Genomic DNA, 14,297 nt, shown 5'->3' on the forward strand with positions numbered 1-14,297 from the left:
TGTTACGAGGGAGTCATGGGGCGACGATGCTGGCGGAGTCGCCCTCCTGGCCGATCAGCACGGCGTTGGCCCAGTTGGCGCAGACCTGGGCGGGTTGGCTGCCCTGCGCACCCAGCGTGCGCAGGCTCAGGGTGGAAAGGCCACGGATGTCCAGCTCCGGCTTGACCACGCCGGGTGCCTTGACCAGGCCACTGTCGTACAGCAGGCGGTTGTCGCCCCAGACCTGGAACTGCAGGCCACCGGCGGTGCGGCAAGCGTCGTCGATGCCGAGGTCGGCGCGCAGCAGGTGCCAGCCGCCCTGCAGGCGCAGGTCGATGCGGCTGTTGGCGCCAACGCCGAGCCCGCGGCGGAACTGCAGGCCGTTCATGCGCATGCCGGCATCGCCGCGGAACGACTGGTCGGTGCGCACCTGGCTGGCCAGCGCGGCCGGCACCGGCAGCTCGGAGAGATAGCGCTGCCGGGCCGGTCGCTCCGGTTCCTGGTGCTCGAGGATGTGGAAGGTGGACAGGGCGATCGGGCCAACGTCGCGCGGCTGCAGGGCATCGAAGGCACGGGCGCTGCCTTGTGCGGCCGTGACCATCGGGTCGGCACCGCTGGCACCGTCGCCTTCCGGGTTCTGCACGCTCAGCACGCGGAAGCGCAGCAGGCGGCCGGCGTGGGCCGGGAAATCGATGCGCTGCATGCCTTCCTTCAGCTGCAGCCGGCCGCGGGCGATCGGTTCACCCCACTCGCCATTGCTGTCGCCCAGGTAGATTTCATAGTCACGCACCTGGCCGTGCTTCCAGTGCTGGTCGTTGCGCGGGGCCAGCTCGACGCCGTCGATCATCCTGCGCTCGCCGAAGCCCACCACCCACTCGTGGGCGCCGGTGCGCACCGCCTGGTTGCGTACGCTGCGGAACCAGGTGGCCGGATCGTCGTCGAAGGCGTTTTCAAGCGGATGGCCGGGTTCTTCGGCCGGGCGGTTGACCACCAGCAGGCTGTCGGCCGGCAGTTCGCGGCCCAGCACCGGTGCCGCCGGGTAGGCATCGTCGGCGGCAGCCGTGGCCACCGCGAAGTCCAGCTGCAGCTGCAGCGGCTGGCGGATGTCCTGGGCGGTGGTACGCACATGCAGGGTGCCGCGGCGTTCCTTGGCATCGAAGTACCAGCCTTCGCCGGCGCTGTCGAAGGCCGCGGCATCGGCCAGCGCGGGCAGCGCGCGGCCTCCCGCCTGCACCACACGCGGTGCCTGCCGGCTGAGCACGCGCAGGCCATAGCGGCGCTGCGCCAGCTGGCCGTTGTAGCTGCCCTGCACCGCATCGATCTGCACCTGCACCGGGCCGTTGCCCTGTGCCGGCGCCTGCACGCGGATCCGCTGCGTGCTCGACTCACCCTGCTGGTAGCGCCGGGTGTTGCCATCATCTTCGTACAGCGTGTACTGCGAATCGCCCTGCGGGTACAGGTCGAAGGTCACTTCATCCAGCGGCTTCTCGCCGTCGAACAGCATCGACGGGTACATCGGCAGGATCGCACCGGCGCGCACGAACACCGGCAGCGTGGCCAGGTCCACCTGGCGGTCGAGCTGGCGGCCGTCGGCGCCGGCCTGCACGCGGCGGCCATCCCAGTAATCGATCCAGCCACCGGCCGGCAGGTGGATATCGCGGCGCCAGCCACGGCTGGCCGCCTGGCTACGGTATACCGGCGCGACCAGCAGGTCGCGGCCCAGCAGGAACTGGTACTTGTAGGTCTCATCCTGCGCATGCGGATCGCGCGGGTTGTCCCACATCAGGCCGCGCACCGGCGGCGCGCCGGTCTGCGCGGCCTCATGCACCAGCCCGTACATGTACGGGGTCAGGCGCATCTTCAGCTTCAGGTAGTCGCGGTTGATGCTGCGGTAGGGCTCATCGAACCACCACGGGTGCTTGCGCGCGTTCGACGACCAGCCGCTCATGCCCATCAGCACCGGCGTAAAAGCCTTCCACTGCAGGTCACGGGTGAAGGTTTCAGCGCTGCCGCCGAAGATCGCATCGACGTCGCCACTGGCGTAGGCCATGCCGGACAGGCCCGAACCCACCAGGGTCGGCACGTGCCAGCGGATGTAGTCCCAGCTGCTGCTCTGGTCGCCGGTCCAAGCCACCGCGTAGCGCTGGATGCCGGCCCAGCCCATCACCGTCCACAGGAACGGGCGCGAATCGGAGTTGTCGAGGATGCCGTTGAACGCCTGGCGGTTGGCATCCATCGCGAACTGGTAGCCCTTGCCGGTCCAGGCCACGTCCAGCTTCTGCACGCGGCTGCCGGCCTTGCCCACTTCCCAGGCGATCTTGTCCACGCCGTTCTCGGTCCACAGGCCGGTGCGGAAACCGTACTTGGCCAGGCCCTGCACCGTTTCCGGCAGCTTCCTGTAGCCACAGCCGTAGCCATCGTTGGGCAGGATCCAGCCGCCGGGCATGTCGTTGGCGCGGTACTGCTTGGCCACGCTGTCGATCACATCCGGCGTGGTACCGGTCGGGCCGTCGCTCCAGCCCTCGGGCACGGTGCCGGGCTTCTTGGCGTTGTCGCCATCGTTGTAGCAGTCGGCATCACCGTAGGACAGCGCCCAGCGCGCCACCATGTTCGGGCGGCCGGTCAGCTGGGTGTAGCGTTCGATCAGTTTCGGCAGATCGGCGCCAACGAAGTAGTAGGCGTCGAAGCGGTCTTCGCGATGCAGCAGCGTGGCCTGGTCAGGCTGGCGCAGGTCGTAGCTGCCATCGCTCCAGGTGTTGCGCAGCATGCCCCAGCCGCGGCTGCTCAGCAGCATCGGCGCCGGGCTCGGGCGATCGCCCTCTTCCCAACCACCGGAGTAGGACACCTCCAGTTCGCGCCCCTTGAACTGGTAGCGGCCGTTCTGCTGGCCGCCGCCGAAGTAGCCTTCATCGGCCTGCGAGGACAGCACCTGCACGCTCTGCGTGGCATCCAGGTCCAGCGGCTGCAGTTCCTGCCACAGGGCAGTGGGCTGGCCGTTGTCCAGGCGCTCCAGGCGCAGGCGCAGTGGCTGCCGCTGCACGTGCAGCACCAGTGCATCGGTACGCACGCGGATTTCCTGCGCGTCTTCTTCCAGCCGCGCCTGCACGTTGGCCTTGGGCTGCGGCAGCACGATCGGCGCAGCCTTGTCGCCGGCACCGGTCAGCTTGCCGTTGCGGCCGGCCTGCACGCGGAGGATGTCGGTGGCCGGCAGTTCGATGCGGATGCGCGCGCCCTTGTCGGTCTGCAGGTCCCAGCCCTGCACGCCGTCGCGGCTGGCGCTGGCGCTGACCGAACGCAGGTTGCCGACCGGCTCGGCGCGGGCCGGCATGGACGCCAGCATCAATGCCGGCAGCAGGGCCAGCATCAGCGGCGAGCGACGAACGCAGTTTTCCACGCGGACTCCCAACCCGTTCACCGGGCGTTTCGAAAGCGATTGGGCCGACTCTAGGGCAGCGATTCGAAAGATGTCAACAAATTGAAAGGAAAAAGGAAGATATATTCCATTGAAACGAAAGTTGTTGCGCCGCAATACTTTGTGTAAGCGCTTGCAGGCGCCTGTTAAGCATTGTGCGATACGGCATTCCGCCGTTACTTTCGTTTTCTTGAGCCCCCCGCGCACGGGAAAGCCCTGACCCTATTTTCTTTCTTTTTGCTTTCGGTATTTGACATTTCGAAAGAAAACACAGATGGTGCGCTGGCCCAACTGGAACCTCCGAATGGACGTCACCCTGCTTTCCGATGTGTCCGCCTGGCAGCGCCTGGGCGGAGCCGATACCGCTACCGAAATTGCCCAGCAGCCTGCGCTGTGGGAAGTCCTGGCCCAGGATCTGTCGCGTGCCCGCGATCGCCTGCAGGCCTTCCTCGGCGACAGCCTCAACGATCCCAACCAGCGCGTGCTGTTCACCGGCGCCGGCAGCTCCGGCTTCATCGCCGAAATGGTGGCCGATGCGATCAACGCGCAGTGGCCGGCCGAGGTGCGCGTCGTGCACACCACCAGCCTGCTGACCCACCCGGCGCTGTACCTGCAGCGCGACCGCCCGACCCTGCTGGTCTCGTTCGGCCGTAGCGGCTCCAGCCCGGAGAGCGTGGCCGCAGTGGATCGCGTGCGCAGCGACGTGGATGACGCGCGCTTCCTCGACATCACCTGCAACGCCGACGGCGAACTGGCCCGCCGCGGTGCTGGCCGTGCCGACACCTGCACCCTGCTGATGCCGTCGGCGAGCTGCGACCGTGCCTTCGCCATGACCAGCAGCCTGACCTGCATGCTGCTGGCCGCCCTGACCGTGTTCGACCGCTCGCCGTGGGACGCCCGCGTGGCGCGCCTGAAGCAGATCGCCGCACTGGCCCGCGAAGGCCAGTCGCAGTGGGATGCCGCGGTCGCCGCGCTGGCACAGCGCCCGTTCAACCGCGTGATCTACCTCGGCAGCGGCCCGCTGGAAGCACTGGCACGCGAAAGCGCACTGAAGGTGCTGGAACTGACCGCCGGTCGCGTGCTGGCCCTGGCCAACACCCCGCTGGGCTTCCGCCATGGCCCGAAGTCGACGCTGGATGGCAACACCCTGGTGGTGGTGCTGCGCAGCGTGCAGCCGCTGGCGCGCCGCTACGAGCAGGACCTGCTGGAAGAACTGCGCCGCGATGGCGTCGCCGGCCAGGTGCTGGCGATCGGCCCGCATTCGGATATCGGTGCCGATGACGAGTACACCCTCACCGTGCCGGCACTGGACGACCCGTGGCTGGCACCGGTGTGGCTGGGCTTTGCGCAGCTGTTCGCGCTGCAGCGCTCGGCCGCACTCGGCCTGACGCCGGACAACCCGTTCCCCGACGGCACCGTCAACCGCGTCGTCAAGGGCGTCACCATCCATCATGGCTGAGCTGATCGCCCACGCCTGCTACGGCATCGACATCGGCGGCACCAAGATCGAGCTGGTGGCGTGCGATGCGGCGATGCAGGTCACCTGGCGCCGCCGCGTGGCGACGCCGCAGGGTGACTACGACGGCTTCCTGCAGGCGGTGCAGAGCCTGGTCGCCGAGGCCGATGCCGCGCTGGGCCGCAGTGATGCGGCCATCGGCATCGCCCTGCCCGGCGTGCGCGATCGCCGCAGCGGCCGTCAGCTGAGTGCCAACGTGCCGGCGCTGACCGGCCACAGCGTGGCCGCCGACCTGCAGGCGCGCCTGCAGCGGCCGCTGCATTTCGGCAACGACCTGCAGTGCTTCGCCCTGTCTGAAGCCCACGGCGGTGCCGCCGATGGTTACCCCAGCATGTTCGGCGCCATCCTCGGCACCGGTGCCGGGGGCGGCTTCTGCCTGCAGGGCCGTTTGCTGTCCGGCTTCAACGGCCTGGCCGGCGAATGGGGCCACTGGAGCGTGCCCGGGCACCTGCTGCAGCGCCACGGCCTGCCCCTGATCGACTGCGCCTGCGGCCTGCAGGGCTGTGTGGAGCGCTATGTTTCCGGCAGCGGCGTGGCGATGATCGAACGCCATCTGGGAGGCAGTGCGGCCGATGCCAGTGCCGTGATCGCACTGGCAGAAGCCGGCGATGCGCGCGCGCGCCTTGCACTGGACATCCATCGCGACCTGCTCGGCCACAGCCTGGCGGCGCTGGTGCTGGCCCTCGACCCGCACGTGATCGTGCTCGGTGGTGGCCTTTCGCAGTACGCGCCGCTGTACCAGCAGCTGCCGGCCGCGATCGCCGCCCATCTGTTCAAGGGCGTGCAGGTGCCGCCGATCGTGCCGCCGCGTTTCGGCGATGCCGGCGGCGCACGCGGTGCCGCCCTGCTCGCCTGCCAACCCTCGTTTTCCTGATGTCCGGAGCCTGACCATGTCCCCGTTGCAGACCCTGCTTGCCTCCCACCGCGCCGGTGCCAACGTCGGCCTGTACAGCGTCTGCTGCAGCAACGAGCAGGTGCTGCGCGCAGCCATGCATGTCGCACTGGCGCACGGCACCGTGCTGCTGATCGAAGCGACCTCCAACCAGGTCGACCAGTTCGGCGGCTACACCGGCATGACCCCACCGCAGTACCGCGACTACGTGGGCACGCTGGCCGATGAGGAAGGTTTCCCGCGCGAGCGGTTGATCCTGGGCGGCGACCACCTCGGCCCGAACGCCTGGCAGAAGCGTCCCGCCGCCGAAGCCATGACCCATGCGCGCGTGCTGATCGAGGCCTACGTCGCCGCCGGCTTCCACAAGATCCACCTGGACTGCAGCATGTCCTGCGCCGATGATCCGGTGCCGCTGCCGGATGCGATCGTCGCTGCGCGCTCGGCCGAGCTGGCTGAAATCGCCGAACGCACGGCCGCCGAACACGGCCTGCCGCCGCCGGTCTATGTGATCGGCACCGAAGTGCCGATTCCCGGTGGCGAAGCCTCGCTGGCCGAAGGCCTGCAGGTCACCACCCCGGCCGCGGCCGCGCAGACCCTGGCCATCCACCAGCAGGCGTTCGACACGCCGCAGCTGCGCGATGCCTGGCAGCGCGTGATCGCGATGGTGGTGCAGCCAGGCGTGGACTTCGACCACAGCAGCGTGCATGAGTACGATGCCGCTGCCGCCAGCACGCTGGCCGGCTTCCTCGAGCAGCAGCCGCGCATCGTGTTCGAAGCCCACTCCACCGACTACCAGCGCGAAAGCGGCCTGCACGCGCTGGTGCGCGACCACTTCGCCATCCTCAAGGTCGGCCCGGCCGCCACCTTTGCCTACCGCGAGGCGCTGTTCGCGCTGGCCGCGATCGAGGCCGAGCTGCTGCCGGCCGCGCGGTGCTCGCGCCTGCCGCAGGTACTGGACGAGGTGATGCGGGCGCAGCCGAAGTACTGGCAGTCCTACTACCAGGGTGATGAGGCCGCGCTGCGCCTGCTGCGCAGCTACTCCTTCAGCGACCGCTGTCGCTACTACTGGGGCGAACCTGCGCTGCTGCAGGCGGTGCAGACCCTGTTCGCCAACCTGGAACAGCACGCGCCGCCGCTGGTGCTGCTCAGCCAGTACCTGCCGGAGCAGTACCGCGCCGTGCGCGAAGGCACCCTGGCCAACACCCCCACCGCCCTGGTGCAGCACCGTATCGGCCTGTGCCTGGGCGAGTACGCCCGCGCCTGCAGTGCCAACCAGGCTGGCACCCGCAAGCAGAACGCACGTTCGGCTGCTGGCGTTCCTGCGAACGGCTAATCTCTACCTTTACCCGCGAAACCGAGAATGGCCATGCGCAACACCCGCTCCCGCCGGCAACAGATCCTGCAGCTGCTGATCGAGCACGGCTCGGTGCAGGTCGCCGATCTGGTCGAGCGCTTCGGCGTGTCGGCCGTGACCATCCGTGCCGATCTGACCCACTTCGAGTCGCAGGGGCTGGCCAACCGCACCCACGGCGGCGCCACCCTGGTGCGCACGCCACCGCAGGAGCAGGACATCCACGAAAAGGATGCGCTGAACCTGCCACTGAAGGAATCGATCGGCGCGCGCGCCGCGCGCCTGGTGCAACCCGGCGACAACATCATCATCGACTCCGGTTCGACCACGATGACCCTGGCCCGCCACCTGCGCGCGCATCGCGACGTGACGGTAATGACCAACGGCCTGAACATCGCCTGGGAACTGGCCAATGCGGCCGGGGTTACCGTGCTGCTGACCGGCGGCCTGCTGCGCCAGCAGTCGCTGTCGCTGCAGGGCAGCCAGGCCGAAGCCAGCCTCAACTCGTACAGCTTCGACACCCTGTTCCTGGGCGTGGATGGCCTGGACCTGCAGTTCGGCCTGACCACCCACGACGAAGCCGAAGCCCGCCTCAACCACCGCATGGTCGAACGCGCGCGGCGCATCGTGGTGCTGACCGACGCCTCCAAGTTCGGCCGCGTCAGCCTGCACCGCATCGCACGCCTGGACCAGATCCACGCCATCATCACCGACGCCGGCATCGACGACGCGACCCGTGAGGGACTGCAGCGGCTGGGCATCGAAGTGATCATCGCCGAGCCCGCCACATGACCGACACCCGTTCCCTGCAGGGCCGCATCCTCACCCCGCTGGGCTGGCGGCGCGGCCACGTCCACTTCGATGCGCATGTACGCAAGCTGCAGGTGGACGATCACAGTGGCGGCGATGACCCGCAGCTGCCGGTGATCCTGCCGGGCTTCATCGACCTGCATGTGCACGGCGCGGCCGGCGTGGACCTGATGCAGGGCGGCGACGTGGCGCGCACCATCGCCCGTACCCATCTGCGCTTCGGCACCACCACCCTGCTGGCGACCACCATGACCGCCGGGCTGGACGAGATCGAGCACGCCCTGCGAGGGGTTGCCACCGCCATGTCCGCGCCCGATGCAGAAGCGGCCAGCATCGCCGGCGTGCATCTGGAAGGACCGTTCATCAGCCCGCAGCGGCTGGGCGCACAACCCAACCGCACGATCGAGGCAACGCTGGCCCTGGTACAGCAGCTGCACGCGCTGGCGCCGATCCGGGTGATGACCCTGGCGCCGGAAATCGGCGAGCACACCGCGCTGATTCCCGCGCTGACGGCGATGGGCATCCGCGTGCAGCTCGGCCACAGCGCCGGTACCTACGAGGAAGGCGTGGCCGCACTGCAGGCCGGCGCCGCCGGCTTCACCCACCTGTTCAACGGTATGACCGGCGTCGACCACTATCGCCCCGGCATTGCAGCGGCGGCGCTGGCCCATGCGCAGTACGCCGAGATCATCCCCGACCTGCAGCACATCCATCCCGGCGTGATCCGCCTGGCCGCGCGCGCGATTCCGCGCCTGTACGCAGTAACCGATGCCACTGCCGCCACCGGCATGCCCGATGGCGAGTACGCACTGGGCGAACAGCGCGTGCACAAGTGCGGCGGCTGCGTGCGCCTGGCGACCGGCTCGCTGGCCGGCAGCGCGCTGACCATGGACCAGGCGCTGCGCAACCTGGTGCGGGTCGGCCTGGACCTGGCCGATGCCTCGCAGCGTGTTTCCACCTTCCCCGCCGACTACCTGGGCCTGGACGATCGCGGCCGCATCGCGCCCGACGCCCGCGCCGACCTGGTGGTGCTGGACGCCGAGCTGCGCCTGCAGCAGGTGGTGGTGGGCGGGCGAGTCGTGAATCTGTAGAGCCGAAGGCAATGGCAGGCGCCATTGCCAACGTCGCTTGCGACGGCCCGGAGGGTGCCGATCAGGACGATCGGCAGAGCCATGCTCGGCTCTGCGCGCGAAGCGCGGCATGGGCAACCTCGATATCGGAACGGAACGCAGCCGAGCATGGCTCGGCGTTACATCCAGCGCACAAGCGCAATGCCCCAGCCACGCACCATCCCCGTTATTCCAGGAATACGCCGATGACCGCAGCCGCCGCACCTGCCGTACCCGCTTCCACCGCTCCGCGCTGGCCCGTACGCTACCTGCTCTTCATCGGCGGTCTCGGTGGCCTGCTGTACGGCATCGACATCGGCATCATCGCCGGCGCGCTGCCCTATCTTGAAGCCACCGCCAGCCACGCCTGGCAACTCAGCAGCCAGCAGCTCGGCTTCGTCGTGGCCGCGGTGCTGCTGGGCAGCGTGTTGTCATCGCTGTTCGCCGGCATGGTGGCCGACCTGATCGGCCGCCGCGGTGCGATGCTGCTGGCCGGCCTGCTGTTCACCGCCTCGATCCCGATCATGGCGCTGGCGTCCGGCTATACGCCACTGCTGCTGGGCCGCCTGCTGCAGGGCGTCAGTGGCGGCCTGATCGGCGTGGTGGTGCCGCTGTACCTGGCCGAAGTGCTCAGCCCGGAGCGGCGCGGCCGCGGCGCGGCGATGTTCCAGCTGCTGCTGACCATCGGCCTGGTGCTGGCTGCATTGATCGGCCTGTACCACGCGCATGCGGTGGATGCCGCCGCCGAGGCCGTGCGTTCGCTACCCCTGGCGCAGCAGGCGCAGGAACTGTTCACGGTAAAGGACCATGCCTGGCGCACCATCTTCTGGAGCTGCCTGGCGCCGGGCCTGCTGTTCTGCGCCGGCATCTTCTGGCTGTCCGAGTCGCCGCGCTGGCTGGTCCGTCGTGGCCGGGTCGACGCTGCCCGCCGCAGCCTGCAACGCGTGCTGCCGGCCGCCCAGGTGGAAACCACGCTGGCGCAGATCCAGGCACCGGAATCGAGCAGCAGCGATGGCAAGCGTGACCCGCTGCTCAGCCGTCGCTATGTGGTTCCGTTCCTGCTCGCCTGCGTGGTGCTGGCCTGCACCCAGGCCACCGGCATCAATTCGGTGCTGGCCTACGCGGTCAACATCCTCAACCAGGCCGGCCTGTCCGGCTCGGTCGCCAACGGTGCCGACGTCGCCATCAAGCTGCTCAACGCGGTGATGACCGTGGTCGCGCTGCTGCTGGTCGACCGCAAGGGCCGCAAGTTCCTGCTCATGCTGGGCAGCGGCGGTATCTGCGTGGCCCTGCTGGCCGCCGCCACCCTGTTCTTCCAGGCCGAGCGTGGCCGCGTCGACGTGCAGCCGCAACTGCAGGCCGCGGTCAGCGGCGATGGCCTGCAACTGGTTCTGGATGACGCGCAGTGGCAGCGCCTGGGCGCAGGGATCGACCGCGAAGAGCGGCCGATGCAGCTCACCGTTTCCTATGCCTACGGCGATTTCACCAATGTGCGCGCCCTGCGCAGCGACAACCTGATTGATCGCGAGCTGCGCATCGAACGCGCCGGCACCGTGCAGCCGGACAGCGTGATCGGCACGTTCTTCCGCAAGCTCCACCTGAACCCGTTCGCCGACCCGGCCAGTGCCCCGCAGGCGCCGCTGCGCATCGAGCAGGCCCGCATCGGCCCGGTGCCGCCGCCGGCGCACGGCTGGGCGGTGGCCGCCTGCATCCTGGTGTTCGTCGCGTTCTTCGCGGTCGGCCCCGGCGTGTGCGTGTGGCTGGCACTGTCGGAGCTGATGCCGAACCGCATCCGCTCCAACGGCATGAGCATCGCACTGCTGATCAACCAGTTCGTGTCGACAACCATCGCCGCGATCTTCCTGCCCACCGTTGGCCACTACGGCTACGCCAGCATGTTCGTATTCTGGGCAGCGTGCACGTTTGTGTTCTTCCTGGTGGCCGCGTTCTGGCTGCCGGAGACCAAGGGCAAATCACTGGAGGAGATCGAGGCGCGGTTCGCCCGGTAGCGGTCGACCTGGGTCGACCTCCGCGCGCAGCGCGGGGGTATTGGCGCGCCCGTCATTCGCCCGTGATGTGCCTGGCCAGCTCCCGCGCCTCGGCAACGCTCGGCAGCCCGCTCAGCATCATCGATTCGCCGAATGGCCCCTGCACCGTCGCCACCATCAGCACGCGGCCATCCACGCTGATCGCCGCGCGCTTGCCCACCAGCGCCGCCGTGCCATCGTGGATGCGCTGGCGTGCCTCCGGCCGGTAGCGTATCTGCAGACGCGGCTGCTGGCCCTCATCCAGCACGTAGCGCACATCGGCAATGTCCGCGCTGCCGGCAATCGGCGGCTCGCGCAGCATCAGGGTCTCGCCCCGCCACTGCGCCGGCGTGCCCTTGCCGCTTGCATCAACCGCGCTCAAGCGCACCTCCACTCCGGGCCGTGGCGCATGCCCCTTGCCGCCCGGCTCCGCCGGCAAGGCGCCGGGCGTGCATCCGGCCGCGGCCAGCACCGCCGCCAGCAGCGGTGCAAGCGCCGTTCTCACTTCAGCTTCCGCAGCTTGAACGCCACCAGCACCTGCAGCAGCCCGTACAGCAGGCTGCCGATACCGATCCACAGGGTGGTGACCGCCACGCCGGCATACGGGTTGGCCGCAAACAACAGGCCCAGCACCACCGCCAGCACGCCACTGAGGATCAGCAGCCACTCGCCCTGGATCTGCTTGCGCACGCGGATCGCGAACACGATGCGATAGATGCCGGCCACCAGCAGCCACGCCGCCAGGAACAGCACCAGCACGCTGGCCGTCGCCAGCGGGTTGATCACCGCCAGGATGCCGAAGCCCAGCGAAGCAATGACATACAGCGCAAGCCAGCCGCGCGAAGCGCCGCTGCCGCCACTGATCAATGCGAACAGGCTGATGACACCCTCGACGATGGCCATCACGCCCAGCGTCCAGGCCAATGCCATGGCCGCCGACAACGGCCAGCCGATGGCGATGATGCCGAAGCCGAGAGCGACCAGGCCATACAGCAGGAGGATCCACCAGCTACGGCCAACCGCCGACAACAGGGGAGACAAGGGGGAATTCATGACCACTCCTTCGATCCGGAACCGGGTTCATCCTAGCCGTTCGGGATGAAGAGGGAGATGACGGTGCTCTTTGGTGGGATTGTCGTGGGCCGGCGCTGCCATCGGCGACATTGCTCGGATCTCATCAATGGACACTAGCTGTCGCTATCTTCGCGTGGCCCTGCGCCCCCTTGCGCCGCCGAGGCTGAGCCGGGGGGCTGATGCCACTGCCGGTGATCCTGGCGGGGAATTGCTTGAAATTTCGGCTTTTGAATGGAAGGCCCATCAGGCGCCAAGCATCCAGCCATGTCGCCTACAAGCGCTCACGCCGGAGTAATTCAAACATTCCGCAACGCCCGATGGCCTCTTCAAGGCCAGATGCTCTTCGTGTCGAATTCACATACAGCAGGACGGGGTACTGCGGGAATGCAACCTCCGCCGGCGCCCCATCAATCGGGTCAACGTTGATCTTCAGAACCATATTTTCTGAATCACGCCCCACATACCGGTAGTACATTCCTCCCTGGTAGGCGCTGTCCCTCTCTTCAAAAATCACGCCAAGCGCGGCCTCCGCCACGCACTTCGCCGAATAGAGGTCCAAGCCTCCAGCGCCATACAGATCGTACGTATCCCTCATTCTTGAAGTATCCCATCGGGACGAGAGACTGCGATTCCCACGAAGTCATGGATCATGAAGTTCACATCACATCACGCGCCATCACGCCGGCGGCGATAGAGGGACCTGGCCGAAACAAGGACGTATATCCTCGCGCCGCCATCAAGCGTACCCACCCGCCTCTTCCAGCCCAGCAAACATGTGCATCATCCCGTCCTCAATGCTGGAGGTATCCCTTCTCAGTACAACATCCCTTGTGCGATCACAGAAGACGAACGTGAGCCTACCACCAGACCTTTCTCCATCCAGCTTGAAAATGAAATACGAGCCTTCCCCTTTAACAAGCCCATCCATGACATCAATGAAATCAGACAGATGACTCCGCTCAATGGGCACTCCCACCCGCCCGGAAAAGTCCGCAGCCCGTTCATTCCTTCCTTTCACTCAAATCTCCGATGAGAGACGTTGAAGCCTAGTCAATTAGCTTCCTTGCAAGCAGCATGCCGTGCGATCGCCGCATCAACCAGCGCCGACTCGATTGACAAACCAACATTCGTTATGGACACATGCGAGATATATGGCAGGGTTCAGAACACACGCTCTAGTTGAGAGATGCCGCCCGGCTGGAGACCATCAGCTCCTTACGTGTGAGCGCACAACGCCCACCTGCACTCCAAAAGCGAAAGTAAGGCTCAAGATCAACATCAATTTTAAATAGCGGACCAGCGATATACCAAGCCAGATAATAGTCAGCAGCCAGCCCATAAAGCGCCTCAAGCAAGGCATACATCTGATCTGAATCGGACATCCTGCTCGCTCTCAATGCATCCCCAACCTCGTCAAAAATCCAGTGCTGCGGAATGTCCTGGCGAAGCGCAGAGTCCAGATCATCGACTGAAACAAATCTCACACTTGCACCGGCACAGATCTCGGAGATCTCCACATCGTCAATCTCTCCGCATATCAACGCCTGCGCACTCAGCCATTCGCCCCCAAGCCGCACAAGCTCATCCCTGGATGCAAATGATGCGGGCAAAAGATAGAAGGACCCCTCGATAGTGCCGGACGCAATCACCTGCGCGGCCCTCGATGCGAGAATATCTGAAAATGGGAAATGGCTGAATATAACATTGAGCTCATCATTACTGGAGTGCTCCTTCAACAATCCCAGAAAATGGGACTTGTCGAAAACAGCAACACCCTCGCAAAAGGAACACCAATCTTCCAGCAGATTAATCAAACCAAACTCCTCCAGACTTCGCATGCTCGACAACGAATTTGGGTCGATACCCACCCATCACGAAGCCCAGTAACACCCATGATCTCGCGGCATCACGAAGAACAATTATGCGCAATTTACGTACCATCCCCATCGCAGAACTCAACCTCATAAGTCTCCGCCGGCTCGGAGAACACGGCAACTACCACCCCAAGGCTGCCACGACAGATGCTCGCTGAAGGAACATCCTCCAACAAGCTCACAAATTCGTTGACGCCTAGACGCACGTAAGCTTCCTCACAAGCACTGGGCCAGCCTTGGAGACCCATCCCCA

At 66.6% G+C, this 14,297-nt stretch carries 11 protein-coding genes; 6 read left to right on the forward strand and 5 right to left on the reverse strand.

Annotated features, from left to right (window positions below; genetic code table 11):
* Positions 1-13: 13 nt before the first annotated feature.
* Positions 14-3,373, reverse strand: a complete 3,360-nt coding sequence (locus tag Q0P60_RS10465; RefSeq protein WP_294992371.1) for a TIM-barrel domain-containing protein — start codon at positions 3,371-3,373, stop codon at positions 14-16.
* A gap of 322 nt (positions 3,374-3,695) precedes the next feature.
* Between Q0P60_RS10465 and Q0P60_RS10470 the strand changes: the two genes are divergently transcribed.
* From Q0P60_RS10470 to Q0P60_RS10495, 6 genes are all read left to right on the forward strand, one after another.
* Positions 3,696-4,850 (forward strand): SIS domain-containing protein, encoded by a 1,155-nt coding sequence (locus tag Q0P60_RS10470; RefSeq protein ID WP_294992374.1) that lies wholly within the window; start codon positions 3,696-3,698, stop codon positions 4,848-4,850.
* The gene (locus tag Q0P60_RS10475) at positions 4,843-5,781 is read left to right on the forward strand and encodes an ROK family protein (RefSeq protein WP_294992378.1); all 939 of its coding nucleotides are present in this window, start codon (positions 4,843-4,845) and stop codon (positions 5,779-5,781) included. The genes Q0P60_RS10470 and Q0P60_RS10475 overlap by 8 nt, the downstream gene beginning before the upstream one ends.
* Positions 5,782-5,797: 16 nt before the next feature.
* Entirely contained in the window at positions 5,798-7,132 is a 1,335-nt protein-coding gene (locus Q0P60_RS10480) for a D-tagatose-bisphosphate aldolase, class II, non-catalytic subunit (RefSeq protein ID WP_294992382.1), read from the forward strand.
* A gap of 33 nt (positions 7,133-7,165) precedes the next feature.
* Positions 7,166-7,942 carry a DeoR family transcriptional regulator gene (locus tag Q0P60_RS10485; protein WP_294992387.1) on the forward strand — a complete coding sequence of 259 codons (777 nt, stop codon included), beginning with the start codon at positions 7,166-7,168 and terminating at the stop codon, positions 7,940-7,942.
* On the forward strand, positions 7,939-9,051 hold the full coding sequence (gene nagA / locus Q0P60_RS10490) for an N-acetylglucosamine-6-phosphate deacetylase (RefSeq protein WP_294992391.1): 1,113 nt from the start codon (positions 7,939-7,941) through the stop codon (positions 9,049-9,051). Before Q0P60_RS10485 ends, nagA begins: the two co-directional genes overlap by 4 nt.
* A 224-nt stretch (positions 9,052-9,275) precedes the next feature.
* On the forward strand, positions 9,276-11,078 hold the full coding sequence (locus Q0P60_RS10495) for an MFS transporter (RefSeq protein WP_294992394.1): 1,803 nt from the start codon (positions 9,276-9,278) through the stop codon (positions 11,076-11,078).
* A 52-nt stretch (positions 11,079-11,130) separates the two neighbouring features.
* On the opposite strand, the gene Q0P60_RS10500 is transcribed toward Q0P60_RS10495, so the two are convergent.
* The 4 genes from Q0P60_RS10500 to Q0P60_RS10515 all read right to left on the reverse strand — a co-directional run bounded on the left by Q0P60_RS10500 (position 11,131) and on the right by Q0P60_RS10515 (position 14,008).
* Entirely contained in the window at positions 11,131-11,601 is a 471-nt protein-coding gene (locus tag Q0P60_RS10500; RefSeq protein ID WP_294992397.1) for a hypothetical protein, read from the reverse strand.
* The gene (locus Q0P60_RS10505) at positions 11,598-12,149 is read right to left on the reverse strand and encodes an HdeD family acid-resistance protein (RefSeq protein WP_049444286.1); all 552 of its coding nucleotides are present in this window, start codon (positions 12,147-12,149) and stop codon (positions 11,598-11,600) included. Before Q0P60_RS10505 ends, Q0P60_RS10500 begins: the two co-directional genes overlap by 4 nt.
* Before the next feature lie 292 nt (positions 12,150-12,441).
* Complete coding sequence (locus Q0P60_RS10510) at positions 12,442-12,729, reverse strand: hypothetical protein (protein ID WP_294992406.1); 288 nt, start codon at positions 12,727-12,729, stop codon at positions 12,442-12,444.
* Between the two features lie 616 nt (positions 12,730-13,345).
* Positions 13,346-14,008, reverse strand: a complete 663-nt coding sequence (locus tag Q0P60_RS10515; protein WP_294992411.1) for a hypothetical protein — start codon at positions 14,006-14,008, stop codon at positions 13,346-13,348.
* Positions 14,009-14,297: the final 289 nt, after the last annotated feature.

The organism is uncultured Stenotrophomonas sp. (assembly GCF_945952405.1).
Taxonomy (GTDB): Bacteria; Pseudomonadota; Gammaproteobacteria; order Xanthomonadales; family Xanthomonadaceae; genus Stenotrophomonas.